Consider the following 23,683-nt stretch of genomic DNA (forward strand, 5'->3'; position numbering starts at 1 on the left):
CCCCTGTGCGCCGCCTCGGCCGCTCCCGCTGTGGACGGACGGGGCCCGGGCCGGGGCAGTCCCCAGGCTCGCCCACCGGCGGCAGCGGCTACGCTGGTGCCCATGTCCCACTCCCTCTCCTCCGCGATCCGCGGCGTCCTGGCCGTGCTGCTCGGGCTGGTCGCCGTCGCGCTCGCCGCCCTCAGCGTGGCCCTGTGCTGGTTCCAGCAGGACCTGCAGAACGAGGACCGCTTCGTGGCCACCACGAGCTCGCTCTCCTCGGATCAGCAGTTCCGGGATCAGCTGGTGGACGCCTCCGTGCAGGATGTGATGTCCTCCGAGGTCGTCACCCGGTACCTCGGGGACGGGAACTCCCAGGGGCACCTGTTCAGCGGGCTGAGCAACTGGTTCCACGACAAGGCCGAGGGCATCATGCATGACGCCGCCCAGAAGGCCGCGGACTCGGAGGAGTTCCGCAGCGTCTGGGAGCAGACGGCGCGCCAGACCCAGCAGGCCGACTTCGACGGCTCGGACCGGAAGACCCTGGTGGTGGACGCCTCCCCGCTGTACCGGGCCGTGGACGAGCGGGTCCGCTCGGCGATCGGGGTGGACCTGGGCCTGGAGGACGGCGACCACCTCGTGGCGGTGGAGCAGGTTCCCGACGGCGCCCAGGAGGCGCCCGGAGCGGCCTTCATCCGGGTCGGCCAGGAGTGGACCGGGCGCCTGCCGGTGCTCATCACCCTGGCGGCGGTGGCCGCTCTGGCCGCGGCGGTGCTGGCCGGACGCTGGTGGGCCCTGACCCTGGGCGCGGTGTGCGCGGCCTCCGGGCTTGCCACCTGGGGGGCGTTCCTGCTGCTGCACCAGCGGATGCAGGAGGCCGTGGCCGGAGCCGAGGGCGCCGGCGGGGTCGTGGCCCGGCACCTGGTCTCCGCGCTGACGCAGAACCAGCCGAGCTGGGGCCTGACGAGCCTGGGCGTGGGGCTGGGGGCCGCCGTCCTGCTGATCATCGCGCACGTGGTGCTCGCCGCCCGCCGGGGCAACGCCGAGGTGCTGTGACCAGACGCTGAGACCCCGAGGAGGCGGCGGCCGGGGCGCTCACCGCGGGGGCGTCGTCGGCGGCTGCTCCCGGAGCAGCTCCGGGGCCGTGATCGGCTTGGCCGCGGCCTGCACCCCGGGCACCTCCAGCCGCGGATCCGCGGTGGCCGCCGGATCCAGGTCGCTGATGCGCCGAGCGGTGACCAGCACGCGGGATTCCAGGGAGCCGAGCATCTTGTTGTAGGACTCCACGGAGCGGGTCAGGGCCCGGCCCATATCCTGCAGGTGACCGCCCACGGTGGAGAGCCTGTCGTAGAGCTGGCGGGACAGGGCCAGCAGCTCGCGGGCATTCTCGGAGACGCTCTCCTGCCGCCAGGACAGGGCCACGGCCTTCAGCGCCGCCAGCAGGGAGACGGGGGAGACCAGGGCGATGCCGCGGGCCGCGGCGTGATCCAACAGGGTGCCGTCCGCTCGCAGCGCCGCCGAGAGCGCGGACTCCACCGGCAGGAAGCACAGCACGATCTCCGGGCTGACCTGGCGGGATTCCCAGTACCGCTTCTGCGCCAGGGCGTCCACGTGGGCCCGCACGGCCTTGGCGTGCTTGGCCTCCCAGGCGGCCTTCTCGGACTCCTCCTGGGCCTCCTGGGATTCCAGGTACGAGCTCAGCGGCGCCTTGGCGTCCAGCACGATCTCCTTGCCCCCGGGCAGGGCGACCACCATGTCCGGGCGCACCGCGCGGTCCGCGCCGTCCCGGTCAGCACCCCGGCCGTGGACCTGCTCGGCGAAATCCACGTGTGAGGTCATCCCCGCGGCCTCCACGACCCGGCGCAGCTGCACCTCGCCCCAGGAGCCGCGGGCACTGGTGGAGCGCAGCGCCGAGGACAGCCCGTGGGTGGTCTCGCGCAGCTCCTCCTGCCCCCGCCGGGCCCCCTCCAGGGCCTCGCGCACCGCGCCGAACTGGTCCGCCCGCTCCCGCTCCATCAGCCGCACCTGCTGCTCCACCGTGGCCAGCTGGGTGCGCACCGGGGCCAGGGCCTGCAGCACGTCCTGATCCCGTGCGGAGCGGGCCTCCAGGGCGTCCACGCGCTCGCGCAGCTGATCCGCGGTGGACGCGGCGCCGGCCAGCTCCGCGCGCAGCCGGGAGTTCTGCTCCGCGAGCCCGGCATCCAAGGATCGGGACCGGCCGGCCAGGAGATACCCGAGCGCGATCCCCAGGAGCAGGGCCAGCATGGCGACGACGATGAGCGAGAGAGGGTCCATGGCCTCCACTGTGCCAGCCCCGACTGACAGATCGAACGCTGGGCCCGCCGAGCCCCGCCCGCCCCGGAAGACCGGAGCACCGAGCCCGCAGACCCGGAAGGTCGGGATCGGAGCGCCAGATCGGGCCCAAGGATCGCGGCCCGGCGTCGCAGCCCCGGTGCGGCTCGTCGGGATCGGCTCAGAGCCAGCCGTTGTCCCGGGCCTGGCGCACGGCCTCGTAGCGGGTGTCCGTCCCGGTCTTGCCGATCACCGCGGACAGGTGGTTGCGCACCGTCCCCGGGCTCAGGTGCACCCGGGCGGCCACCTCGCGCAGCCGGGCGCCGTCCTCCGCGGCCCGGCAGACCTCCGCCTCCCGCTCGGTCAGCGGATTCTCCGGGGTGAACAGGGACTCCTCGGCCAGGGTCGGGTCGATCACCCGCAGCCCGGCGTGCACCCGGCGCACCGCCTCGGCCAGACGATCCGGCGGGGTGTCCTTCACGACGAAGCCGCGGGCCCCGGCCGCCAGGGCCCGCTTCAGGTACCCGGGACGCCCGAAGGTGGTCACGATGACCGGAACGCATCCGGGCACCTCCCGACCCAGGGCCGCACACGCCTCGATGCCGGTGGCCCCGGGCATCTCGATGTCCAGCAGCGCCACCTGGGCCCCGGACTCCCGGGCCGCGGCCGCGACCTCGTCGCCGCGGCCCACCTGCGCCACGACCTCCAGATCCGGCTCCATGCCCAGCAGCGCGGCCAGCGCCCCGCGCACGAGGTCCTGGTCATCGGCGATCAGCACGCGGATGCTCATCTGCTCTCCCTTCCCGTGGTCCGGCCCGCGGGCCTGTCGGCGCTTGCTGCGGCCCGCGACGTCGTGTGCACCCGCACCACCGTGCCGGTCTCCGGCTCCGCCGCGAGGATCTCCAGCCGGCCGCCGGCGACCTCCGCGATGCGCCGGGACAGTCCCTGCAGACCGTCGCCGCAGCGTCCGGACCAGCCGACGCCGTCGTCGGCGACCTCCAGCAGCCCCCGGGTTACCGTGACCCGGCAGGTGCCCGCCCGGGCGTGGCGCACCACGTTGGTCACGGCCTCGCGCAGCGCCCAGGAGAACACCGTCGCATCCGCCCCCGCCGCGTCCTGCGCGGCCTGCGGGTCCGGCAGCTCGGCGCGCACCCCGGCGGTCTCCAGGGCGCGGGCCGCGGCCCGGATCTGACCGGCGAAATCCGGCTGACGCAGCCGGGTCACGGTGGAGCGGACCTCGGCCAGGGCCGTGCGGGAGGTCCGGGAGATCTGCTCCAGCTCGGCCCGCGCCGCCTCCGGATCGGAAGCCAGAAGCCGCGAAGCCACCTCCGCCTTCAGATTGATCACCGTCAGGGAGTGCCCCAGCAGATCGTGGACGTCGCGGGCCACCTGCTCGCGCTCGCGGGCGGCCTGCAGGGCCTCGGCGGTCCGGCGTCGGCCGCGCTCCCGATGCTCCATCAGCGATGACACGATCACCATGCCCGAGCCGATGTACAGGGCCCCGCTGAGGTAGAGCACCCCCTGGGGGCCGGCGCTGAGCGCGGCCGCCCCGGTGGCCCCCAGCACGATGACCGCGGACAGGGGCAGGCCCAGCCGCGGCGTCGTCGTGAACATGACGGTGGCGACGTAGTACGGGGTGAGTCCGGCCAGGGCCTGTCCGCCCAGCACCGCGGCCAGCACCAGGCCGCACCCGATGAGCAGCGCCCACCACGCCACCAGCATCCGCCACGCGGCCCTCTCGGCTCCCTCGTCCACGGTCAGCGGGATGCGCCCGAAGCCCAGCAGGTAGGCGAGCGCGAACAGGACCAGGGTCGCGACGGCCAGGAGGCGCTCGCCGCCGGTCAGATCCTCGCGCAGGATGAGGTTGGCGGGGTAGGCCAGGAAGATCAGCCAGATGCCGGCCTGCAGCATGTTCCCCCAGGCCAGGCCGCCGCGCACCCCGCGGCCGCGGTCCCGGGCGGGAGAGCCTGCGAGGGAGCCGGCGGACGTGCCGGACGCGGAGGGGGTGCTCGGCGTCGTCGGGCTCATCCGCGTCCTTTCTCCCTCTTCAGCAGCGCGGCGCAGATCACCGCGAACACCGCGGCCCACACCACCGAGTTGATGATGGCATACCACAGCGGGTCCGTGACGGAGTAGGGGGCGTCGCTGATGCCCTGGATGCCGTCGCTCAGCGGGTACCGGGCCAGCGCGGCGGGACCGTACAGCGGCGTGAACCGCCCGACCTCCAGCAGGGACTGCGGCAGCGGGGAGAAGACGTTGCCGAGGAAGCTCAAGATCACCAGGGCGGTGGAGGAGATGGACACGGCGGATTCGCTGCGGAACAGCTGGCCGAAGAGGATCCCGTAGAACCCGAAGGGCAGGGAGACCAGCACGGACAGCGCTGCGGTGCCGATCCACTGCCCCGCGGGCATCTGGGCCGGGGTGAACAGTCCGGCGAGGTTCACGGCCAGCACCGGCAACACGGAGCGCACCAGGATCACCACGGTCTTGGAGAGCAGGAACCTCCCGGGGCTCAGTGGGGTCAGGGCCAGCTGGCGGCCCCAGCCGGTGGACTGCTCGACGACGGTGGATCCCGCGCTGCCGGCGGCCGCGGTGACGCCGCCGTACACGGCCATGCCGATCATCACGTACGCGGCGGTGTTTCCGTCCCCGATCGGGGTGTCCGAGTAGTCCTGGATGGCCCCGAAGATCAGGTAGAACAGCACGGGCAGGGCCACGGAGAAGAACAGGCCGGCGCGATCCGTGAGCACGCGGCGCAGGTCCAGCAGAGTGTAGGTGGTCAGGGACATGGATCAGGCCTTTCCGGGGGTGGCGGCGTCGTGGGGATCCGACGGATGCCCGGCATCCGTCAGGGCGAGGAAGGCATCCTCCAGGGAGGCCGGGGCGATGGCCAGCTCCCGGGCGTCGGTCGCGGTGAGCAGGTGGCGGGCCAGCGCGTCGGAATCCGCGGTGGACAGCCGGGTGCGCGCCCCGTCCCGGTCCGCGGCCAGCACCCCGGGCAGGGTGCGCGGGTCCAGGCCCGGGGGCAGCACCGCGGAGACGGTGGCGCCGGCCACCCGGCGGCGCACGACGTCGGTGGGTCCGTCCGCGAGGATGCGGCCCGCGCCCACCATGATGATGCGCTCGGCGAAGTCCTGGGCCTCCTCGATGTAGTGGGTCGCGAACACGATGGTGCGGCCCCACTCGGCCTGGGCGTGCATGGCGCGCCAGAAGTCGTGCCGGGCGGCGGCGTCCATGCCGGCGGTCGGCTCATCCAGGATCAGCAGGTCCGGGTCCGCCAGCACCGCCAGGGCGAAGCGCAGCCGCTGCTGCTGCCCGCCGGAGCAGGAGCCCACGCGCCGATCGGCGATCCCGGTCAGGTCCGCCTCGGCGAGCACCCGGTCCACCGGCAGCGGGTGGGGGTGGGTCGCGGCGATCATGCGCACCGTGTCCTTCACGCGCAGGTCCGGCAGGAGTCCGCCGGACTGCAGCATGGCCCCGACCCGTCCGGCGCGAACGGCGGCCCGCGGCGAGGCGCCGAAGACCCGCAGCTCACCGCCGGTGGGGGTGGTCAGCCCCAGGATCATGTCGATCAGCGTGGATTTGCCGGCGCCGTTGGGTCCGAGAAGCCCGATCACCTCCCCCGGGGAGACGTCGAGGTCCACCCCGCGCACGGCGTGCACGGGTCCGGCGCCGCGGCGGGCGGGGAAGGTCTTGGCCAGGCTGCGAGCCCGGATGGCGTTGTCTGTCATGCCTCCAGCCTCCCGCTGGGGCGGGGCCGGGGCGGATCGCCGGTGTCATGACCTGCCCGTGACATCCGTCAGGGGAATACCCCGCCGCAGCCTCCCGGTTGTGCCGGGCATGAGTGAGAACACGCAGCCCCAGCCCGCCCAGCCCGACGACGCGGCCGACGTCGCCGCCTCCACCGCTCCCTCCTCGGAGGACGCCGCCAGTGCAGCCCGCACCGAGGACCCCGGCTACCGGTCGGTGACCATCGAGCGGATCGGGCAGAAGCGCTACCGCGCGGTCAACGCCGCCGGTGCCACCCTGGACTTCGGGCAGGGGGAGGGCCTGCTCTCCCCGGTGGAGCTGCTGCTGGCCGCGACCGCCGGCTGCTCCGCGGTGGACGTGGACGTGGTGACCTCCCGGCGCACCGAACCGGAGAGCTTCGCGGTGGAGGCCTCGGCGATCAAGGGCACGGACGAGACCGGCGGAGCCCGATTGAACGATGTGGAGCTGAGCTTCCGGGTGCGCTTCCCGGACGACGGGCCCGGTCGGCAGGCCGAGCGCATGGTGCCGCGGCTGGTGGCGCTGTCCCATGACAAGGACTGCACGGTCTCGCGCACCGTGGAGCACCCGACGTCGGTGACCTCCCGGGTGGAGTGAGCTCCGGCGGGCCCGGGGTGGCGGCGTCGGAGGTGGCGTCGTCGTCGGCCCCGGAGCTGCGTGCGGCCGCGGCGGCCATGCTCGCGCAGCGCTTCCGTAGGATGGTGCCATGACAGCGCGGGAGCAGCAGGGTGATCTCTTCCAGACCGATCAGCTGGACGCCGCCCGCGCCCCGCGCACCGGCGCCCAGCTGCGCCGCTTCGAAGACGCCGTGGCCGGGATGCCGCGGATCGGCGGGTACAACGCGTGGCTGGTGCAGGTGCAGCGGCCGGAGACCCATCGGGTGGCCACCCAGGAGCGGTGGCGGAAGGTCGGGCGGCGCATCCGTCCCGGGGCGCAGCGGCTGATCACGCTGCAGCCCTTCGGCCCGGTGGAGTTCCTCTACGACGTCACGGACACCGAGGGTCCCACTCCGCCGGAGAGCTTCCACCGTCCCTTCCCGGGGGAGGGCGCCGTGACGCGGGAGGGGCTGCGCCGGTTCCTGCTGCGCCTGGGGGCGCTGAACGTGACCCCGGACCTCGCCGAGCAGGCCTCCGCCCCGTCGGTGCGCATGGTCCCGCTGCCACACGCCGAGTTCGGTCCGCCCGGTCAGGGCGAGGTCGCGGCCAGGCCGGGCAGCACCGTGTGGTGGGAGGCGCGGCTGGTGCCCGGCCCGGATCCCACCGCGACCTTCCTGACCCTGGTCAAGGGCCTCGCGGTGGTGTGCCTGGGGCACGTGCGCCACCCCGCGGAGGATGACGCTCAGACCGGCGCCAGGGTGTCGTCGGGCCGGGCGGCCGGTGCGCGCCGGGAGTGGGTCAGTGACGCCGGCGCGGAGACCGAGGCCGAGTCCGTGACGTGGCTGGTGGCTCGGCGCCTGGGCCTGCCGTACACCCCGAGTCAGCTGCACGAGCGGGTGGTGCACGGGCTGGAGCCGATGCCGGAGATCTCCCTGGAGCTGATCGCCCGGGCTGTGAACGACGTCGAGAACGCCGGCGGGCGGGTGGAGCAGCTGGGTCGGCTGCTGCGCACCCCGGATGCCGATGCCGACGCCGCGGACGGGTCGGGTAGGGCGGGCTCGGCCTCGCGGCGGGGGCGCTCGCAGGACCGGAGTGCGGGGAGACGGGGCGCGGCGGAGCGCGCCGCAGACCATCCCGCGGGTTTCCAGGATGTTCCGCTCTTCGAGCTGTGACGGCGCGGCGTCGTCGTCCGGGGCCGGCCGGCACGCGCCGGGAGGGGCGGCGGTGCGGGGCCGGGCGAGCCGGTAGAGTGGGCTGACGTGGCACTGACTATCGGAATCGTGGGACTGCCCAACGTCGGCAAGTCGACCCTCTTCAACGCACTGACCCGCAACACCGTGCTCGCCGCGAACTACCCGTTCGCGACGATCGAGCCGAACGTGGGCGTGGTGAACCTGCCGGATGAGCGGCTGGGGCGTCTGGCGGAGATCTTCCACTCGGAGCGGATCCTGCCGGCCACCGTGTCCTTCGTGGACATCGCCGGGATCGTCAAGGGCGCCTCCGAGGGGGAGGGGCTGGGCAACCAGTTCCTGGCGAACATCCGCGAGGCCGATGCGATCGCCCAGGTGGTGCGCGCCTTCGAGGACCCGGACGTGGTGCACGTGGACGGGAAGATCGACCCGGCCAGCGACATGGAGACCATCAACACCGAGCTGATCCTCGCGGACCTGCAGACCCTGGAGAACGCCATTCCGCGCCTGGAGAAGCAGGTCAAGATCAAGAAGGGCGACCCCGCCCAGCTCGAGGCGTACCAGACCGCCCAGAAGATCCTGGAGTCCGGGGAGACCATCTTCCGCGGGGCAGCCGCAGCCAAGCTGGACACCACCCAGCTGCGGGAGCTGAACCTGCTGACCGCCAAGCCCTTCATCTACGTGTTCAACGCCGATGACGCCGTGCTGGCCTCCGAGGAGCGCCAGGCGCAGCTGCGCGAGCTGGTGGCCCCGGCCGAGGCCGTGTTCCTGGACGCCAAGCTCGAGGCGGACATGGTGGAGCTGGACGAGGAGGAGGCCCGCGAGATGCTGGAGATGTCCGGCCAGGAGGAATCCGGCCTGGACAAGCTGGCCCGCGTCGGCTTCTCCACCCTCGGCCTGCAGACCTACCTGACTGCCGGGCCGAAGGAGGCGCGCGCCTGGACCATCCGCCGGGGGGACACCGCCCCGCAGGCCGCCGGCGTCATCCACTCCGACTTCGAACGCGGCTTCATCAAGGCCGAGATCGTCTCCTTCTCCGACCTGGACCAGCTGGGCTCCATGGCCGAAGCCAAGGCCGCCGGCAAGGTCCGCATGGAGGGGAAGGACTACGTGATGGCGGATGGGGACGTGGTGGAGTTCCGGTTCAACGTGTGAGCTCACTGGGCTGACATGGTCGGCACCGCCTGCTCTTGCGAGAGCCCCTGCGACCGGGTAAGGTGAGAGCACCAAGACCGGTTCCGCCTACTTCGCTAGGCCCAGGGCCGGTCCTCATTTTACCCTCAGGCGGTGTTCGTGGGTGAGAACGTCAAGGCGTACAAGACGTATGCCGAGCAGGTGGAGATCCTAGCCGGGCGTGGCATGGACATGGGAGACCGAGACGCCGCGGCCGAGACGCTTCGCAGAGTGAACTACTACCGTCTTAGCGGTTACTGGTACCCGTTTCGGAGGCAGGCACCTTCCGGTCGCTGCGATGACTTCCTCGTTGGGTCGCGCTTCAGTGATGTCGTCGCGCTGTACGATTTCGATATGAATCTCAGGGCGGCCACCCTCGCGGCCCTGGCGCCGATCGAGCTGACCATCCGAGCGCTGCTGGGCCACGAGCTCGGCCGCATCGACCCGTGCGCGCACCTCGAGCCGTCGAAGCTCGGCCCCACCGCCCGACAAGGTGACCGCTACCCGACGTGGCTTCGTCGCTACAAAAAGGAACTGAGACGGTCCCGCGAGGACTTCGTCGCCCACCATCACGCAAAATATGGCGGGGTGCTGCCGGTATGGGTGGCAACCGAACTCATGGACTGGGGGAGCCTGACCTACCTCTACGGATTTTCTCCCCGGAATGTTCAGGAGGCCGTTGCCGGAGCGTGCGAGCTCAGAGCACCGCAGCTGGCTAGCTGGCTCAAAGCACTCAATCTCGTCCGCAATATCTGCGCACACCACGGGCGACTGTTCAACCGTGTCCACACGATCACACCAAAACTGCCGCAGGCCGGACGTCACCCGGACCTCGACATGGATTCGCAGGAATGGAACCGTACGTTCGCCCAGCTCACGCTCGTCCAATTCTTGTTGGACCGGCTGGGCTTAGGAAGAGGCAGGATTCTCCCCGCCGTCGTGAAGACCTTCCCCACCGTGGCGATCGTTCCCCTCTCCCACATGGGAGTGCCTGACGGCTGGGAGGAGATTCGCCTGTGGGCTACGAGCTGACCGTGTGAGCTTTGGGCATCCCGAACCGCGCGCGAGCGGGGGGCTCTCGCTGCGAGAGGACGGCGGTCTCGTCGTTCCCTCGAGCGATGGAATCCCTAGCGAGGGCCCTCGCCGGACGCTAGCGTGACTGATAGCAGAGGAGGTGGCTCCCGATGGCATCCATTATCGTGCGGGATCTTGATGACGCCGTGAAGGAGCAGATCGGCACCCAGGCGAAGGAGGACGGTCGGTCCATAGAAGCCGAGGACCCCGCTATCCTCAGCAGAGCTGCCCGCAGGCCTCACATCGGAACCGCTCTGCTGACCGCCGCACAGGATGTCGGCGGAGTCAACGATTTGCCGACCCCGGTGCGCGATGACCTCGCGCGGGCGATGATGTTCTTCGACGGCGGCGGGGGATGAGGTGGAGCTCGGCTTTAACATGTATGCCGGATTGGAGGATCCTCCGTCCGCCGTGGCTCCACTGGGGTGATCCCGATGTCGCTCTGACCGAAACCGCTCGCGGAGCCTCGAGTGCGGACCCATCTGAAACGAGTTTCTGGGCTACTCTCTGTTCATGGAGATCCCTGCAACCAAGGCGCGCGATCAGCTGGGTCGGCTCATCGACCTGGCGCACAGCGAGCCCGTATATCTCACGCGCCATGATCGGCGGGTGGGTGCGATCGTAGATGCCGACACCCTCGATCGGCTGACGGCGGCGGCCGAGGAGCTCGAAGATATCGCCGCCTACGATGCGGCGAAGGCCGAGGAGGGGGAGAGCGTCACGCTCGACGTGCTTCGACACGAGCTCGGCCTGTGACCTACACGGTTCGCATCATATCCGCCGCGTGTCGCCAGATCCGCAACCTCATCCACGATGACGCCCCCTCGTCATGGCCGTCGCGGCCGCCGGAGCCGAATAAGGTGTAGGTACGTACCTACAGGGGGTGTTGACCATGACGACGATGAGCGCACGGGAGTTCAACCGGGATGTCAGTGCGGCCAAACGCGCCGCCAAGAACGGGCCGGTGGTGATCACCGATCGTGGTCAGCCTGCCTACGTGCTGCTCACCATCGAGGAGTACCGCGGGTTCGCGGAGGATGGGCCCGACCTGGTCGAGCGCCTGAGCATGGACGATGACATCGACGTCGACTTCGAGCCGCTTCAGATGGAGCTGAAGGACCCGGAGCTGTGAGGTGCCTGCTGGACACGAACGTCATCAGCGAGCTGCGCCGGTCGAAGAGTCGCGCGGACCCCTCGGTGCGTCAGTGGGTATCCCAGCGCAGGCCCTCCGACCTCTACCTCTCCGCCATCACGGTGCTGGAGGTCGAACTCGGGATCACCTGCGTGGGTCGGCGCGATCCCTCGCAGGCCGCTCGGCTTCAGACGTGGCTCGAGGAGGACCTGCTGCCCATGTTCAGCGGCCGTGTGCTGCCGGTCGACGTTCCCGTGGCGCGGCGGGCGGCTCGGCTCCACGTGCCCGATCCGCGACCGGAACGGGACGCGCTGATCGCTGCGACCGCAGCGGTGCACGGTCTGACCGTGATCACGCGCAACGTCGCGGACTTCCAGCCGATGGGCGTCGCGCTGATCAACCCCTGGGACAGCCCCCGCGGGTGAGGCCTTCCCTCACCGATGCTCCGGTGACACCATCGACACATACCGCCCTTCCGCGAAGACACCGAGGGGACCGAAAATGACCGAGCGCCTGCGCCCCTCCGCGCTGCATCCGCAGCTGCGCCCGGTCTTCCGGTTCGTCCCCAACCCGCCCGTCAACCGTCCGCTGCTGCTGCGGCTGATGCAGGCGGGCAGCGCCCGGGTGTGGGCCCCCAGAAGACTGCCGGACGGGATGCGGCATCGGTTCCACCAGCTCTGGCCGGGCGCGGGCGTGCATGTGTTCACCCCCGCCGGAGCACGCGAGCGGGCCGGAGTGCTGTGGATCCACGGCGGCGGCTTCATCGTCGGATCCGCCGCCCAGGACCACGGCCGCTGCGCCCGGCTGGCCCGCGACCTCGACGTCGTCGTCTACGCCGCCGAATACCGGCTGGCCCCGGGCTCGCCCTTCCCCGCGGCGCTGGATGACCTGCACGCGGTGTGGCGGCACCTCCTCGAGCGGGCGGGGGGGAGAGCGACGTCGATCCGGCGCGTCTGGCCGTCGCCGGGCAGAGCGCCGGCGGGGGACTGGCCGCAGCACTGGTGCAGCGCATCCACGACGACGGCGGGCGGCAGCCGGCCGCGCAGTGGCTGTTCTGCCCGATGCTCGATGACCGCACCGCCGCGGACCGCTCCCTCGACGGCATCCGGCACTACCTGTGGAACAACACCTCCAACGCCGTCGGCTGGTCGGCCTACCTCGGGCGGGAAGCCGGTGCGCAGTCCGTGCCCGACTACGGGGTGCCCGCCCGCCGGGAGGACCTGGCGGGGCTGCCGCCCGCGTGGATCGGCGTCGGGGACATCGAGCTGTTCTATGAGGAGGACCGCCGCTACGCCGAACGGCTGGTGACGCGGGCGTGCCGACCGCCCTCGAGTCCTTCCTCGGCGGCACCCCGGTCGCCAAGGCGTACCTCGCCGCCTCCGAGTCCTGGCTCGCCCGGCACCTCCACCCCCCGGCGTCCGAGCGCTGAGAGCCCCCTAACGTCAGGAGAACCGCATCATGAGCGTCGTCGTCGTCACCGGAGGCACCGGCTTCCTCGCCGGATGGACCATCCGCCTGCTGCTCGACCAGGGCCACACCGTCCGCGCGACCGTCCGGCAGGAGGCCAAGGTACAGGCCGTAGTGAAGATGCTGGCCGAGGAAGGGGTGAGCACGGAGAAGCTCTCCTTCGCCACCGCGGATCTCGGGTCGGCCGCAGGCTGGGCCGAAGCCGTCGAGTCGAGGGGGCCGACGTCGTCCTGCACACCGCCTCCCCGCTGAGCGGCGAGAACCACCAGGACCCGAGTCTCGTGCCGATGGCCGAGGCCGGAACCCGCCACGTCCTGGACGCCGCGATCGCCGCCGGAGTGGGCAAGGTCGTGATGACCTCCTCGGCCGCGGCGGCCTATCCCAGCCGCGCCGACCTCGGGCGGACCATCGACGAGACCTACTGGACCGACCCGCGGGACCGGCGCATCACCCAGTACATGCGATCGAAGGTCGACGCCGAGAAGGCGGCCTGGCAGATCATCGCGCGGCAGTCGAGGACGACCCTCACCACGATCCTGCCGGGGGCGATCCTCGGGCCGTTCATGGGCGGGCGCGGGTCGAGCACGCACCGGCTGTTCACCAGCATCCTGCGCGGGGCACCCAGTCCCAAGGCCACCTACCACGCCGTCGACGTCCGCGACCTCGCCGCCCTGCACCTCCTGGCCATGGCCGACGAGCGGGCCGACGGGCAGCGGTTCCTCGCCCAGCCGGGACGGATCACGATGCCGCAGATGGCACGCCTGCTCAAGGACCGTCTCGGTGCCCGCCTCAGCCCGACTATGGCGGTGATGAACACGCTGATCGGCCCGCAGCCGACCTACGACGCGACCAAGGCCTCCCGTCTCCTCGGGTGGCGGCCCCGCCCCGTGGAGGACACCGTCCTCGACGCCGCCGACTACCTCCTGGACCAGGGGCTGGTGGGGTAGCGACCTTCGCGGAGGGGCTCGACGTCGTCCTCCCGACCCTGGAGCGCAACATGTGCAAGTTGCGAGATTCTGGGACATCTACCACGAAGAACTCATGATCCTCATGCTCAGGGTCGGGCACCGCCGAGAAATGTACCGATGAACGACTCCGTGCCGGCACACCGGCGAGGAGACGGCCCACTCCTTCCCGCTCCTGCCGATGCCCGTCGACCCGTGGTCGCCGACGTCGGCGCAAGCGCTGATGAGGACGAGCGCCGCGCTTTGCTCTGAAAAACCCATGCGCTGGGGCGTACCGTAGATCCATGACTGGCCCTCCATACATCCTCGGCGCACTGACCTGGCGGGACCTGCACTCCCCGAATTTCCTCGCCCTCCTGCACCGGGCGGCTGAGCTGCCGGAAGCCGAGCTTCAGCGGATCCGCGATGAAGAGCTTCCCGGGATGGAGCTCCTTGCCGCGCGCAGACGGGATGAGCTCGTGGGGTTCGCCGCCGCCAGCATCCGGCCCCAGCAGATCGAGCTGGAATACCTCGCTGTAGCGCAGGACGCGACCGGTGATGGCATCGGCTCAGGACTGGTCAGTCGCCTGCGAGAAGCCCACGGGGGCGTACAGTTCGTCGCCCACACGGATGACGACGCCGTGGACTTCTACCGTCGCCTCGGTTTTCGCATCTCCGCTGCGGCGGCGGATCCACGGTGGCCGACCAGTCGTCGCTATCGCTGTGAGCTACCGGCCCGTTCCACCCTGGCATCCTCCCCGAGGCCTCTGCCGTCTGGCGGCGGCGAGATCCCGGGAGGCTCCGGGATCTCGATGGTCGACGAGGGCCCGTGGAAAGCTGATTCTCTGCTCGCCCACCGCACCCTGGACACTCCGCTCGGTCCGCTGCTGCTGGCGGCCACACCCCGCGGGCTGGTGCGGGTCGCCTTCGAGCAGCAGGGATTCGACGACGTGGTGGAGCAGCTGACTCGACACCTCGAGGGAGCCACCGACGCCGCCGAGACCGCCCCGCAGGCCCGGGACCATCTGGACTCAGCTGCGACTCAGCTCGGGGAGTATTTCACCGGGCGGCGCCAGGACTTCCACCTGCCCCTGGACCGCAGCCTCTCCACCGGCTTCGCCGAGCGGGTGCGCCGGGGCCTTCAGCGCATCCCCTTCGGCGTCACCCGCACCTATCGCCAGCTCGCTGAGAGGACGGGCAACCCGAAGGCTGTGCGCGCCGTCGGCACAGCGTGCGCCTCCAACCCGCTGCCGGTCATCGTGCCGTGTCACCGGGTCGTGCGCAGCGACGGCGGACTCGGCGGCTACGTCGGCGGACTGGAGGCCAAACGCACCCTGCTCACCCTCGAAGGCACGGACGCGTGAACTCGACCAGCCCCGGCCTGTTCGGCGACGACGCGCTGGCCCGCCCCGCCGTCGAGCTGCCCGAGGGCGCCCACCACGTCCCCGGGTGGCTGACCCCGGCTCAGCAGCGGTGGCTGGTCGCCCGATTCCGCGACTGGGCCGCGGGCCCCGTTCCGCCGCGCGCGGCCAGCATCCGCGGACACGAGATGAGCGTGCGCACCGTGTGCCTGGGCTGGCACTGGCGTCCCGAGGGCTACACCCGCGAGGCCGTGGACGTGAACGGTCGGCGGGTGCTGCCCGTGCCGGACTGGATGGTGAGCATGGGCCAGCAGGGCATCGCAGCCGTCACCGGGGACGACGCCGCGGCCCGCGCCTATGTGCCGGACACCGCCCTGGTCAACTACTACGACGACGCCGCGCGCATGGGCATGCACCAGGACAAGGACGAGCGCTCCTCCGCCCCGGTGGTCTCCGTATCCATCGGGGACACCTGTCTGTTCCGCTTCGGCAACACCGAGACCCGCTCCCGCCCGTACACGGACCTGCGGCTGGCCTCCGGGGACCTGTTCGTCTTCGGTGGCCCCTCCCGCTTCGCCTTCCACGGGGTGCCGCGCATCTTCCCCGGCACGGCACCTGCCGACTGCGGCCTGGAGACCGGGCGCATCAACATCACCCTGCGCGTCACCGGCCTGTCCGAGGGCTGACCGGGGCCGCCCGCCGTCGAGGTGTCGGTGCTGTGCTGAGATGCGGCGTTTGTGTTGAGATGCCGCACGGCGGGCCGCATCTCAGCACGAACCCCGCACCTCAGCAAGAACCCCGCACCTCAACCGATCCCCCTGCATGCCGCGGAGCGTGTCACCATGGGTGTCATGACGGCGGGGCAGTGGGCGCAGCGGCACCAGGTGTGGGTGTACCTGGCGGCCGTCGCGCTCGCGGCGGGCATTGGAGTCTTAGTGCCCGACGCCGCGGGTCCGGCGGAAGCGGCCCTGACGCCCCTGCTCGGTCTGCTGCTGTTCCAGACCTTCCTCGGCGTGCCGGTCGCGCGCCTGAGCGCTGGGCTGCGGGACCGGCGATTCCTGCTGGGGTTGGCCCTCGTGAAAGCCGTGATCGCCCCGGCCCTCGCGGTGCTGCTGGCCCTCGTGCTGGTCCCGGATCCGGCGCTGCGCGTCGGGGTGCTGTTCGTGCTCCTGGCGCCGTGCGTGGACTGGGTGCTGGTCTTCGCGGGGATGGCCGGCGGGGATCGGGCCCGACTGCTGGCCGCGACCCCGCTGCTGCTGTCCGGCCAGATGCTCCTGCTGCCCCCGGCCCTCGCCCTCCTGGCCGGCCCGCAGGCCGCGGGAACGGTGCGGGCCGGGCCCTTCGCGGAGGCCTTCGCGGTGCTGATCCTCCTGCCGTTGCTGGCCGCCGTCGCCGCTCAGACGTGGGCGGCCCGACGCCGGTCCGGGGCCCGTGCGGTCGAGGTGGTGGAGGCCGGGATGGTGCCGACCACCGCCCTGGTGCTGGCCGCGGCGGTGCTCTCCCAGATCGGGCAGGTGCTGCCGATGCTGGGTCGTCTGCTGGGGCTGGTGCCGGTGTATCTGCTGTTCGCCGTGGTGATGACGCTGCTGGGAACGCTGGCGTGCCGGGTGCTGCGCCTGGATGCCGCGGGTGCGCGGGCGGTGGTCTTCAGCGGGGTGGCCCGCAACTCCCTGGTGGTGCTGCCCCTGGTGCTGGCCCTGCCCGCCGAGCTGTCCGCTGCCGCCCCCGCGGTGGTGGTGCAGACCCTGGTGGAGCTGCCATTCCTGCTCCTGCTGCTGCGCGCGGCTCCCGGCCTGCTGCCCGCGGGTACCCGGGCCCCCGCCCCGACGCCTCCCCGCTGACATGGGCGAGAATGGGCGGCATGGAATCCAGGAGCCCGTCATCCCGCTTCACCCGGTGGGTCCTCGACGACGCAACAGCACTCGCTGCGATCCTGGAGCCGGACAGACCCAGGATGGGCATCTACATCCTCGAGTTCTCCGATGGAGAGCGCTACGTCGGACAGACCGTGGATCTGCTGTCGCGTTTCGCCTCCCACCGACGTCGCTGGCCGGGGGAGATCGTCGCGGTGAGCTTCCTGCCCGCAGAGCGGGAACGGCTCAACCAGATCGAGAGAGACGTGATCTCCCGACTCGCCGCGCAGGGGGTGTCGCTGCGCAACATCGATCTGGTCAGCCTCCCTCTGCGCTCGGATGCCCTCGACGTGCTGGTGGATCGGCAGGAGCAGGCCGAGTGGCTGGATGGACGGACGGAGCCATGCGTGATCGGGGACCGCGCAGCGTCCGCGGGGCGTCGCCGCCGCGCTCGCTCGGGGTATGAGCGGCTGCGTCGGCAGGATGCTTTCGACGACGTCGTCGCGATGCTTGCCTGCTACGTTCGGCGCTGCCTGCCCTGGCCCCATGTGACAGAGGGTCGCTTCTGGGTGATGACCGCTCTGCCCTCTACGGGGCGCCGTCCGGACTGGCGGCGGCTGGCGGCGATCAGCGTGAACAACGTGGAGACTCTGGTGATCGGGGAGGCCCTCGGGAATGGCCGATCACGGATCGAGGGATTCATCAACGTCGCTGCGGACACCGACGTCGCCGTCCTGGACCCCGGCGTTCATCAGGAGGTCTCCTACGGACCCGTCGGAGCAGTGCGGCAGATCTTCACGGATACCCCGGACGAGCTGGTCGCAGTGCTGGCTGCTCCTGAGCTCGCCGGGGGAGCGGCGCGGCTGGCGATGGGGCTGCTGCGCAAGGGACCGAGCATGTTCGCCCGGTTCCACAACGACCATCTCGCCGATGACGTCTTCTGTTCCATCGCCGAGCAGCTCGAGGAGTCCCCGGACCCCGGCGTCCACCGCTGAGATACCGTACGGCGGGCCGCCTGTCAGCGGGAACTCCGTCCGTCAGGCCAGGTCCGCCTCCCAGACGGCCCGCCACTTCTCGGCCAGGGTGTGCACGGTCTCGTGGGCGTTCAGGCCGCTGGGCTGGGGCACCACCCACAGGGCCACGTCCTCCGGCCAGTCCTCGATCTCGGCGACGTCCTGGCGGCCCAGGGCGGCCTTCGGGCGGCGGAAGGCCATGCGGAAGGCGGTGATCCCGGCGACCGCGACCCGCTCCGGGCGGTACTCGCGCACCAGCCGCACCAGCTCGGCCGCACCGTCGCGCAGCTCCTCGCGGCTCAGCTCATCTGCACGGACGCTGGCCCGACCCACCAGGTTGGTCATGCCCAACCCCCGGCGCAGCAGATACTCCTCGTCCTGCTCGCTCAGTCCCCGCGAGGTGTCCAGGCGATACTCGGTCACCCCGGCCTCGTGCAGCGAGGGCCAGAAGCGGTTGCCCGGCCGGGCGAAGGGCGCGTTGACGGCGGCGGTCCACAGACTGGGGTTCACCCCGACGATCAGCATCCGCATCCGCCGCCCCGCGTAGGGCCCGTAGGGCAGCACGTCATCGCGGGCGTGCGGGTCATCCGTGGCGAAGCGCTCCAGGTCCGCGCGGGTGGGCTTGGCCCCGCCCATCGGGGAGGGCCGGCGGCGGGATCGGAACTCGGTGCTCATCCTCCCACCCTAGAGCGACGCCGCCGCACGACGCCGGGCGCCCGGCCCCCACCCGGCAGGTCGGCTACACAGCGGCCTCGTCGTTCCGGGCGACGTCGGCGCACAGCACCTCCGGCCAGGCGCTGACCTCCTCACGGGTCGCGGCTACCTTCAGGTCCACCGTCGGGAGGGTCTCGGCGAGAATCTGCGCCGTGGAGACCGGGTGGGCCCGGTCCCGCACCCAGGCCAGCACGGTCACGGGCACGTGCACCTGGGCGATGTCCGCCAGGGACGGCAGATCGGAGGTCCCGGCGCCCTCGAAGACGTAGGGCAGCAGCGCGGGGTCCACGTCCGGGACGGTGCGGGGGGCCTCGGGCTTGGCCGGGGGCTGCGGCCCGTCCAGCCCCGCGGTCACGAAGGCCTCGACCCCGTGGCGGCGCACCAGCTCCCCGGCCGCCCGATACTCCTCGGCCTTGCGGGCGCGGGTGGCCCACGCGGTGGGCGGCAGCATCAGGGTCAGGCCGGTGAAGCGCTCGGGGTCCCGGATCGCCGCGTACAGCAGGGTCGCAGCACCCATGGACTGCCCGACGCCGTGCACCGCCTCCCCGGGGAAGATCCCCTCCAGCAGCCGCAGCAGGTCATCGGCCAGCACGGGCCAGCGGTAGTCGCTGGGCATGGGGCGCCCGGTGGATCGCCCGTGCCCGCGGGCGTCGTAGCGCAGCAGCCGGGTCCCGCTCAGGCCCCGACCCAGATCCAGGCCGAGGGTGCGGTCCCGGGCGCGGGAGGAGGTCAGGCCGTGCAGCTGGACCACCGGGTGCCCGCCCTCGTCGCTGAGCTCCCACGCCAGCCGCGCCCCGGGGACGGGGAACCCGCCCTCCGTGATCACCGTGGCACCGCGTCGTTCCTGGTCAGCGTCCATCGCGCCTCATCTCCCGCTCTCACCCGGTCCGTCCGTCCACCGTTCGGGATGCGCTCGCGCGCCCGCCCGATGCTTCTGGTTAAGTTACCCCCATGCGCTTGACCAACATCACCCGCCTGCGGCTGCCCTTCGGGCGCCTCATGGGCTACGACGTCGCGGTCTCCGCGCCGGGCCGTCAGCTGCCGATCTCCTTCGACCAGCAGCGCCACGTCGGGGCGGGGGAGCGTCCCGGGTCCTGGATGGCCCTGACCTTCACCCTGCCGGGCCCGGTGCCGCGGGAGCGGCTCAGCGACGCCTGGCTCGCGGTCATCGCCCGACACCAGACCCTGCGCACCGTCTTCCTGCCCGGCGAGCCGGGGGAGGGCCCCCATCTGCACGCCGTGGAGGTGGGTCCCGGCGCCTGGCGCGAGCACGAGATCGCCCCCGGGCAGGAGGTCAACGCCGCCCTCGGGGAGGTCTTCGACGCCGCGTGCACCCCATACGCCCGGCCCTCGCACCGGCTGTGCGTGGTGGAGACCGCCGCCGGGCCCACGGTGGCCATCGCCGCGGACCACGCCCACGTGGACATGTGGTCCATGCTGGTGATCCTGCGGGACTTCCTGGCGGCCCTGCGGGATGCGGAGGCCTCCGCGTCCGACGCGGCGCGGACCGGGCCGCGACCCGCCGTGCTCGGCTTCCCGGAGCACACCGCGGCCCTGGAGCGGATGCCGCCCGCCCCGCCGGAGATCGCCCAGCGGTGGGCCGAGATCCTGGGGCACGCCAACCAGTCCATGCCGCGCTTCCCCCTGCCGCTGGGGGATCCCCGGCACCAGCCGGAGCGGGTGGAGGTGCGGGAGATCCTCGACGTCGCGGGGCTGGCCGCCTATGCCGCCCACGCCCGGGAGGCCGGAGTCTCCTCCCTGGCGCAGACCGTCTCGGTGATGACCCGCATCACCCGGGAGCTGGCGGGGATCCCGCTGCGCGCGGTGTTCCCCGTGCACTCCCGCTACGACGAGACCTGGCACGATTCGGTCGGCTGGTTCATCACCAACTCCATCCTGGAATCCCCGGATCCGGAACCCGCCGCGTGTGCCGCGGCCGTGAAGGAGGCGGTGCGGCTGGGATCCTGGCCGCTGCGGCCCATCCTGGCCCCGTGGGGCGGGATGCCGGAGACCCCGGGCATGTTCGCGATCTCCTGGCTGGATCTGCGCCGCCTGCCGGTGCAGGTGGAGAACGCGGCGAGCCTGGAGGCCCAGTACGTCTCCGCTGCGATCCGCACGGACGGGGTGATGATCTGGTTCATCCTCAGCGAGGACGGGGCGCATCTGCGCTGCCGCTACCCGGACTCCCCGCAGCCCCGGGAGTCGGTGGGCGGGTGGCTGGACGCTCTGGTGGCGGGCATGCAGGAGCTGGCCGCCTGAGACCCCGCGGCGCCGCGATACGGTGGGCCCCATGTGCTTCACCCGCCGCCTCCACGTCAAATGGGCCATCTGGGCCGTCGGGGTCGCCGCGTACCTGCTCGCCCTGATCAACCGCAGCTCCTTCTCCGCGCTGGGGCCGGTGGCCCAGGAACACTTCGGGGCCGAGGCCACCGCCCTGTCCTCCTTCGTGTTCCTGCAGCTGGTGGTCTACGCCGTGTGCCAGATCCCGGTGGGGGTGTGCCTGGACCGCTTCGGCGTCTCCTGGGTGGTAGCCACCGGGATGCTCGTGATGTCCGCGGCCCAGCTGCTGCTGGCCGCCGCCGAGGCCGTCCCAGTGGCGGTGCTGGCCCGCATCCTGCTCGGCGCCGGGGACGCCTGCATCTTCACCTCGGTGGTGCGCCTGGTCGCGGAGTGGTTCACCCCGCGCCAGATGCCGGTGGTCAATCAGATCACGGGGCTGGCCGGGCAGGTGGGGCAGCTGCTGGCCGTGGCACCCCTGGCCCTGGCCGTGGGGGCCTTCGGCTGGTTCGCCGGCTTCGCCGGGCTGGCCGCCCTCGGCGCGGTGGTCCTGGTGCTGGTGGTGCTGTTCCTGCGGGAGGGCCCGGGGGGCGCGACCATCGCCGAGCGCATCACCGGGCGCGGCCGGGAGATCCTGACCACCCCGGCGCCGGTGCCCACCGACACCGGGGCGCTGATCATCACCGAGGTCCTGCCGGTGGTGGGGCCCGGCTCCTCCGGGGTGCTGCCCGCGGTGCGCTCGCTGATCCGGCGCCCGGGCATCCGGCTGGCCTTCTGGATCCACTTCGCCACGATGTTCTCCCCGGACGCGTTCCTGCTGCTGTGGGGCACCCCGTTCCTGACCGGTGGCCTGGGCTACTCCGATGCGGCCGCGCACGCGGTGCTGAACATCGCCGTGATCGCCTCGATGGTCGGGGCGCTGGCCTTCGGCCCGGTGATCTCCCGCTTCTCCGGGCACCGGGTGCAGCTGGCCCTGGGCGGGGTCGGGCTGATGGCCGGGTCCTGGATCGCGCTGCTGGCCTGGCCCGGGCCCGCGCCCTTCGCGCTGACCGCGCTGGTCGCCGTCGTGATGGCCATGGGCATCCCGCTGTCCATGATCGCCTTCGACGTCGTGCGCTCCCACGCCCCGGCCCGCCAGCGCGGGGTCGCCACCGGACTGGTGAACATGGGCGGGTTCACGGCCGCGCTGATCACGGTCCTGGGGGTCGGCCTGCTGTTGGACGCGCAGGGGGCCGGGACCCCGCAGACCTACTCCCTGCAGGCCTTCCGCGTGGCCATGGCGGTGCAGCTGCCGCTGTGGCTGCTCGGCGGGATCATGATCGCCGTGGAGCGCCCGCGGGCTCGGCGGGACCTGCAGCGGCATCGCCGCGGATCCCGCCCGCCCGAGGCGCCGCAGCCTCGTCCCGCCCCGTAGGGTGGAGCCCATGCACGAGTCCGTCCCCGCCTCCGGCATCGCCGCCCAGCCCCCGTCCAGGAAGTGGATCATCTGGTCGGTGGGCCTGGCCGCCTACCTCGTCGCGGTGATCAACCGCAGCTCCTTCTCCGCGCTGGGCCCGGCCGCCCAGGAGCACTTCTCCGCGGAGGCCACGGCCCTGTCCGTGTTCGTGGTCGTGCAGCTGGTGGTCTACGCCGGCTGGCAGATCCCCGTAGGCATCCTGCTGGATCGCTTCGGGATCAGCACGGTGATCGCCGCGGGTACCGCAGTGATGGCGGTGGGGCAGCTGCTGCTGGGGGCGACGGACAGCATCCCCCTGGCGATCCTCGCCCGCATCCTCGTCGGCTCCGGGGACGCCTGCATCTTCACCGCCGTGGTGCGCCTGGTCCAGGACTGGTTCACGCTCGGGCAGATGCCCGTGGTCAACCAGCTCACGGGCTTATCCGGGCAGGTCGGTCAGCTGCTGGCCGTCGCCCCGCTGGCCGCGCTGGTCGCGGGGCTGGGCTGGTTCGCCGGCTTCGCCGCCCTGGCCGCGGTGGGGGCCGCGGTGCTGGTGCTGGTGCTGCTGGTCCTGCGCGACGCCCCCGGGGCCGGCACCATCCTCGAGCGGATCACCGGGGCCAACCGCACCACCGGGCGGGACGTGGCCGCGGCCCGGGCCGGGCAGCGCACCGACTCGGTGGTCACGGACGTGCTCCCGGTGATCGGCCCGGAATCCACCGGGGTGCTGCCGGCCCTGCGCTCGCTGGTGCGCCGGCCCGGGGTGCGCCTGGCCTTCTGGATCCACTCCTCCACGGTCTTCGCGATGCACAGCTTCATGCTGCTGTGGGGCACCCCGTTCATGACCGGCGGCCTGGGCTACCCCGAGGCGACCTCCCACCTGGTGCTGAGCCTGACCGTGGCGGCGTCGATGGCCGGGGCGGTGCTGCTGGGGCCGGTGATCTCCCGGTTCTCGGCCCACCGGGTGTGGATCGCGGTGGGCGGGACGACGGCGATCCTGCTGTCCTGGGTGCTGGTGCTCGCCTGGCCGGGCTCCGCCCCGGTGCCGGTGATGAGCCTGGCCGCGGTGTGCACGGGCCTGGGCGGGCCGCTGTCCATGATCGCCTTCGACGTCGTGCGCACCCACGCCCCGGTGCGCCAGCTCGGGGTGGCCACGGGCCTGACCAACATGGGAGGGTTCACGGCCGCGCTGACCACGGTCCTGCTGGTGGGGGTCCTGCTGGATGCGCAGGGCGCCGGGACCCCGGAGACCTACTCCTCCGCGGCCTTCCGCTGGGCGATGGCCGTGCAGGTGCCGGTGTGGTTGCTGGGCCTGACGATGATGCTCATCGAGCGACCCAAGGCCCGCCGGGAGCACCTGAAGCGGCTGCACCGGGCCCGCTGAGCACCGGACGGGACCGGGCAGGAGCGGGCGG

Annotated in this window: 23 protein-coding genes and 3 pseudogenes; 19 read left to right on the forward strand and 7 right to left on the reverse strand. The window is 72.0% G+C overall.

The window, feature by feature from the left end; translation table 11 throughout:
* Window positions 1-102: 102 nt before the first annotated feature.
* A complete protein-coding gene (locus NQ707_RS00880) occupies window positions 103-1,035 on the forward strand; it encodes a hypothetical protein (protein WP_404434181.1) in 933 nt (310 codons plus the stop codon).
* Between the two features lie 39 nt (window positions 1,036-1,074).
* Here NQ707_RS00880 and NQ707_RS00885 read toward each other — a convergent pair whose 3' ends face one another.
* From NQ707_RS00885 to NQ707_RS00905, 5 genes are all read right to left on the reverse strand, one after another.
* Window positions 1,075-2,274 carry a DNA recombination protein RmuC gene (locus NQ707_RS00885; protein WP_404434183.1) on the reverse strand — a complete coding sequence of 400 codons (1,200 nt, stop codon included), beginning with the start codon at window positions 2,272-2,274 and terminating at the stop codon, window positions 1,075-1,077.
* 178 nt (window positions 2,275-2,452) lie between these two features.
* Entirely contained in the window at window positions 2,453-3,061 is a 609-nt protein-coding gene (locus NQ707_RS00890; RefSeq protein ID WP_224799849.1) for a response regulator transcription factor, read from the reverse strand.
* Entirely contained in the window at window positions 3,058-4,299 is a 1,242-nt protein-coding gene (locus tag NQ707_RS00895; RefSeq protein WP_404434186.1) for a sensor histidine kinase, read from the reverse strand. Before NQ707_RS00895 ends, NQ707_RS00890 begins: the two co-directional genes overlap by 4 nt.
* Window positions 4,296-5,060, reverse strand: coding sequence for an ABC transporter permease (locus NQ707_RS00900; protein ID WP_404434188.1), 765 nt, complete (start codon window positions 5,058-5,060; stop codon window positions 4,296-4,298). The genes NQ707_RS00895 and NQ707_RS00900 overlap by 4 nt, the downstream gene beginning before the upstream one ends.
* Before the next feature lie 3 nt (window positions 5,061-5,063).
* Complete coding sequence (locus tag NQ707_RS00905) at window positions 5,064-6,002, reverse strand: ABC transporter ATP-binding protein (protein WP_404434190.1); 939 nt, start codon at window positions 6,000-6,002, stop codon at window positions 5,064-5,066.
* 109 nt (window positions 6,003-6,111) lie between these two features.
* Here NQ707_RS00905 and NQ707_RS00910 point away from each other — a divergent pair, with 109 nt between their 5' ends.
* The 15 genes and pseudogenes from NQ707_RS00910 to NQ707_RS00980 all read left to right on the forward strand — a co-directional run bounded on the left by NQ707_RS00910 (window position 6,112) and on the right by NQ707_RS00980 (window position 17,824).
* Window positions 6,112-6,636 (forward strand): OsmC family protein, encoded by a 525-nt coding sequence (locus NQ707_RS00910; RefSeq protein ID WP_081046035.1) that lies wholly within the window; start codon window positions 6,112-6,114, stop codon window positions 6,634-6,636.
* A 109-nt stretch (window positions 6,637-6,745) separates the two neighbouring features.
* Complete coding sequence (locus NQ707_RS00915; protein ID WP_058731356.1) at window positions 6,746-7,807, forward strand: hypothetical protein; 1,062 nt, start codon at window positions 6,746-6,748, stop codon at window positions 7,805-7,807.
* A gap of 87 nt (window positions 7,808-7,894) precedes the next feature.
* Window positions 7,895-8,980, forward strand: coding sequence for a redox-regulated ATPase YchF (ychF, locus tag NQ707_RS00920; RefSeq protein WP_404434195.1), 1,086 nt, complete (start codon window positions 7,895-7,897; stop codon window positions 8,978-8,980).
* A gap of 138 nt (window positions 8,981-9,118) precedes the next feature.
* Complete coding sequence (locus NQ707_RS00925; protein WP_232238469.1) at window positions 9,119-10,030, forward strand: Abi family protein; 912 nt, start codon at window positions 9,119-9,121, stop codon at window positions 10,028-10,030.
* A gap of 152 nt (window positions 10,031-10,182) precedes the next feature.
* Window positions 10,183-10,431, forward strand: a complete 249-nt coding sequence (locus NQ707_RS00930) for a FitA-like ribbon-helix-helix domain-containing protein (RefSeq protein ID WP_058731353.1) — start codon at window positions 10,183-10,185, stop codon at window positions 10,429-10,431.
* Between the two features lie 154 nt (window positions 10,432-10,585).
* The gene (locus NQ707_RS00935; RefSeq protein ID WP_129357388.1) at window positions 10,586-10,828 is read left to right on the forward strand and encodes a type II toxin-antitoxin system Phd/YefM family antitoxin; all 243 of its coding nucleotides are present in this window, start codon (window positions 10,586-10,588) and stop codon (window positions 10,826-10,828) included.
* A 145-nt stretch (window positions 10,829-10,973) separates the two neighbouring features.
* On the forward strand, window positions 10,974-11,204 hold the full coding sequence (locus NQ707_RS00940) for a type II toxin-antitoxin system prevent-host-death family antitoxin (protein ID WP_224799855.1): 231 nt from the start codon (window positions 10,974-10,976) through the stop codon (window positions 11,202-11,204).
* Window positions 11,201-11,629 carry a type II toxin-antitoxin system VapC family toxin gene (locus tag NQ707_RS00945; RefSeq protein WP_404434199.1) on the forward strand — a complete coding sequence of 143 codons (429 nt, stop codon included), beginning with the start codon at window positions 11,201-11,203 and terminating at the stop codon, window positions 11,627-11,629. Before NQ707_RS00940 ends, NQ707_RS00945 begins: the two co-directional genes overlap by 4 nt.
* A 229-nt stretch (window positions 11,630-11,858) precedes the next feature.
* Window positions 11,859-12,068, forward strand: a pseudogene (locus NQ707_RS00950) (alpha/beta hydrolase fold domain-containing protein); the annotation flags it as partial.
* Window positions 12,069-12,103: 35 nt separating this feature from the next.
* Window positions 12,104-12,451: pseudogene (locus tag NQ707_RS00955) on the forward strand (alpha/beta hydrolase fold domain-containing protein); the annotation flags it as partial.
* A 211-nt stretch (window positions 12,452-12,662) separates the two neighbouring features.
* A pseudogene (locus NQ707_RS00960) lies at window positions 12,663-13,618 on the forward strand (NAD-dependent epimerase/dehydratase family protein).
* Between the two features lie 302 nt (window positions 13,619-13,920).
* Window positions 13,921-14,979 carry a GNAT family N-acetyltransferase gene (locus tag NQ707_RS00965; protein WP_404434201.1) on the forward strand — a complete coding sequence of 353 codons (1,059 nt, stop codon included), beginning with the start codon at window positions 13,921-13,923 and terminating at the stop codon, window positions 14,977-14,979.
* A 17-nt stretch (window positions 14,980-14,996) separates the two neighbouring features.
* On the forward strand, window positions 14,997-15,662 hold the full coding sequence (locus NQ707_RS00970) for an alpha-ketoglutarate-dependent dioxygenase AlkB (RefSeq protein ID WP_058731360.1): 666 nt from the start codon (window positions 14,997-14,999) through the stop codon (window positions 15,660-15,662).
* A 156-nt stretch (window positions 15,663-15,818) separates the two neighbouring features.
* Window positions 15,819-16,817 (forward strand): bile acid:sodium symporter, encoded by a 999-nt coding sequence (locus NQ707_RS00975; RefSeq protein ID WP_058731345.1) that lies wholly within the window; start codon window positions 15,819-15,821, stop codon window positions 16,815-16,817.
* 20 nt (window positions 16,818-16,837) lie between these two features.
* Entirely contained in the window at window positions 16,838-17,824 is a 987-nt protein-coding gene (locus NQ707_RS00980) for a GIY-YIG nuclease family protein (RefSeq protein ID WP_133143338.1), read from the forward strand.
* Window positions 17,825-17,866: 42 nt separating this feature from the next.
* On the opposite strand, the gene NQ707_RS00985 is transcribed toward NQ707_RS00980, so the two are convergent.
* Window positions 17,867-18,517: a mismatch-specific DNA-glycosylase gene (locus NQ707_RS00985; RefSeq protein ID WP_404434204.1), complete on the reverse strand. Its 651-nt coding sequence runs from the start codon at window positions 18,515-18,517 to the stop codon at window positions 17,867-17,869.
* A gap of 64 nt (window positions 18,518-18,581) precedes the next feature.
* Complete coding sequence (locus NQ707_RS00990) at window positions 18,582-19,415, reverse strand: alpha/beta fold hydrolase (protein WP_058731342.1); 834 nt, start codon at window positions 19,413-19,415, stop codon at window positions 18,582-18,584.
* Window positions 19,416-19,507: 92 nt separating this feature from the next.
* On the opposite strand from NQ707_RS00990, the gene NQ707_RS00995 reads away from it, so the two are divergent.
* Genes NQ707_RS00995 through NQ707_RS01005 form a run of 3 tightly spaced genes read left to right on the forward strand, consistent with a single transcriptional unit; the run spans window position 19,508 to window position 23,652 of the window.
* On the forward strand, window positions 19,508-20,815 hold the full coding sequence (locus tag NQ707_RS00995) for a peptide synthetase (RefSeq protein WP_404434207.1): 1,308 nt from the start codon (window positions 19,508-19,510) through the stop codon (window positions 20,813-20,815).
* 31 nt (window positions 20,816-20,846) lie between these two features.
* Window positions 20,847-22,247: an MFS transporter gene (locus NQ707_RS01000; RefSeq protein WP_404434209.1), complete on the forward strand. Its 1,401-nt coding sequence runs from the start codon at window positions 20,847-20,849 to the stop codon at window positions 22,245-22,247.
* A 10-nt stretch (window positions 22,248-22,257) separates the two neighbouring features.
* Window positions 22,258-23,652 carry an MFS transporter gene (locus tag NQ707_RS01005; protein ID WP_404434211.1) on the forward strand — a complete coding sequence of 465 codons (1,395 nt, stop codon included), beginning with the start codon at window positions 22,258-22,260 and terminating at the stop codon, window positions 23,650-23,652.
* Window positions 23,653-23,683: the final 31 nt, after the last annotated feature.

This window comes from Rothia sp. BD8, assembly GCF_044878465.1.
Classification (GTDB): Bacteria; Actinomycetota; Actinomycetes; order Actinomycetales; family Micrococcaceae; genus Rothia; species Rothia kristinae.

What these genes read in the sequence shown, in the direction of transcription:
- NQ707_RS00880 (WP_404434181.1), top strand. Translation starts at nt 103, where the DNA reads ATGTCCCACTCCCTCTCCTCCGCGATCCGCGGCGTCCTGGCCGTGCTG.
- NQ707_RS00885 (WP_404434183.1), bottom strand. Translation starts at nt 2,274, where the DNA reads ATGGACCCTCTCTCGCTCATCGTCGTCGCCATGCTGGCCCTGCTCCTG.
- NQ707_RS00890 (WP_224799849.1), bottom strand. Translation starts at nt 3,061, where the DNA reads ATGAGCATCCGCGTGCTGATCGCCGATGACCAGGACCTCGTGCGCGGG.
- NQ707_RS00895 (WP_404434186.1), bottom strand. Translation starts at nt 4,299, where the DNA reads ATGAGCCCGACGACGCCGAGCACCCCCTCCGCGTCCGGCACGTCCGCC.
- NQ707_RS00900 (WP_404434188.1), bottom strand. Translation starts at nt 5,060, where the DNA reads ATGTCCCTGACCACCTACACTCTGCTGGACCTGCGCCGCGTGCTCACG.
- NQ707_RS00905 (WP_404434190.1), bottom strand. Translation starts at nt 6,002, where the DNA reads ATGACAGACAACGCCATCCGGGCTCGCAGCCTGGCCAAGACCTTCCCC.
- NQ707_RS00910 (WP_081046035.1), top strand. Translation starts at nt 6,112, where the DNA reads ATGAGTGAGAACACGCAGCCCCAGCCCGCCCAGCCCGACGACGCGGCC.
- NQ707_RS00915 (WP_058731356.1), top strand. Translation starts at nt 6,746, where the DNA reads ATGACAGCGCGGGAGCAGCAGGGTGATCTCTTCCAGACCGATCAGCTG.
- NQ707_RS00930 (WP_058731353.1), top strand. Translation starts at nt 10,183, where the DNA reads ATGGCATCCATTATCGTGCGGGATCTTGATGACGCCGTGAAGGAGCAG.
- NQ707_RS00935 (WP_129357388.1), top strand. Translation starts at nt 10,586, where the DNA reads ATGGAGATCCCTGCAACCAAGGCGCGCGATCAGCTGGGTCGGCTCATC.
- NQ707_RS00940 (WP_224799855.1), top strand. Translation starts at nt 10,974, where the DNA reads ATGAGCGCACGGGAGTTCAACCGGGATGTCAGTGCGGCCAAACGCGCC.
- NQ707_RS00965 (WP_404434201.1), top strand. Translation starts at nt 13,921, where the DNA reads ATGACTGGCCCTCCATACATCCTCGGCGCACTGACCTGGCGGGACCTG.
- NQ707_RS00975 (WP_058731345.1), top strand. Translation starts at nt 15,819, where the DNA reads ATGGGTGTCATGACGGCGGGGCAGTGGGCGCAGCGGCACCAGGTGTGG.
- NQ707_RS00980 (WP_133143338.1), top strand. Translation starts at nt 16,838, where the DNA reads ATGGAATCCAGGAGCCCGTCATCCCGCTTCACCCGGTGGGTCCTCGAC.
- NQ707_RS00985 (WP_404434204.1), bottom strand. Translation starts at nt 18,517, where the DNA reads ATGAGCACCGAGTTCCGATCCCGCCGCCGGCCCTCCCCGATGGGCGGG.
- NQ707_RS00990 (WP_058731342.1), bottom strand. Translation starts at nt 19,415, where the DNA reads ATGGACGCTGACCAGGAACGACGCGGTGCCACGGTGATCACGGAGGGC.
- NQ707_RS00995 (WP_404434207.1), top strand. Translation starts at nt 19,508, where the DNA reads ATGCGCTTGACCAACATCACCCGCCTGCGGCTGCCCTTCGGGCGCCTC.
- NQ707_RS01000 (WP_404434209.1), top strand. Translation starts at nt 20,847, where the DNA reads ATGTGCTTCACCCGCCGCCTCCACGTCAAATGGGCCATCTGGGCCGTC.
- NQ707_RS01005 (WP_404434211.1), top strand. Translation starts at nt 22,258, where the DNA reads ATGCACGAGTCCGTCCCCGCCTCCGGCATCGCCGCCCAGCCCCCGTCC.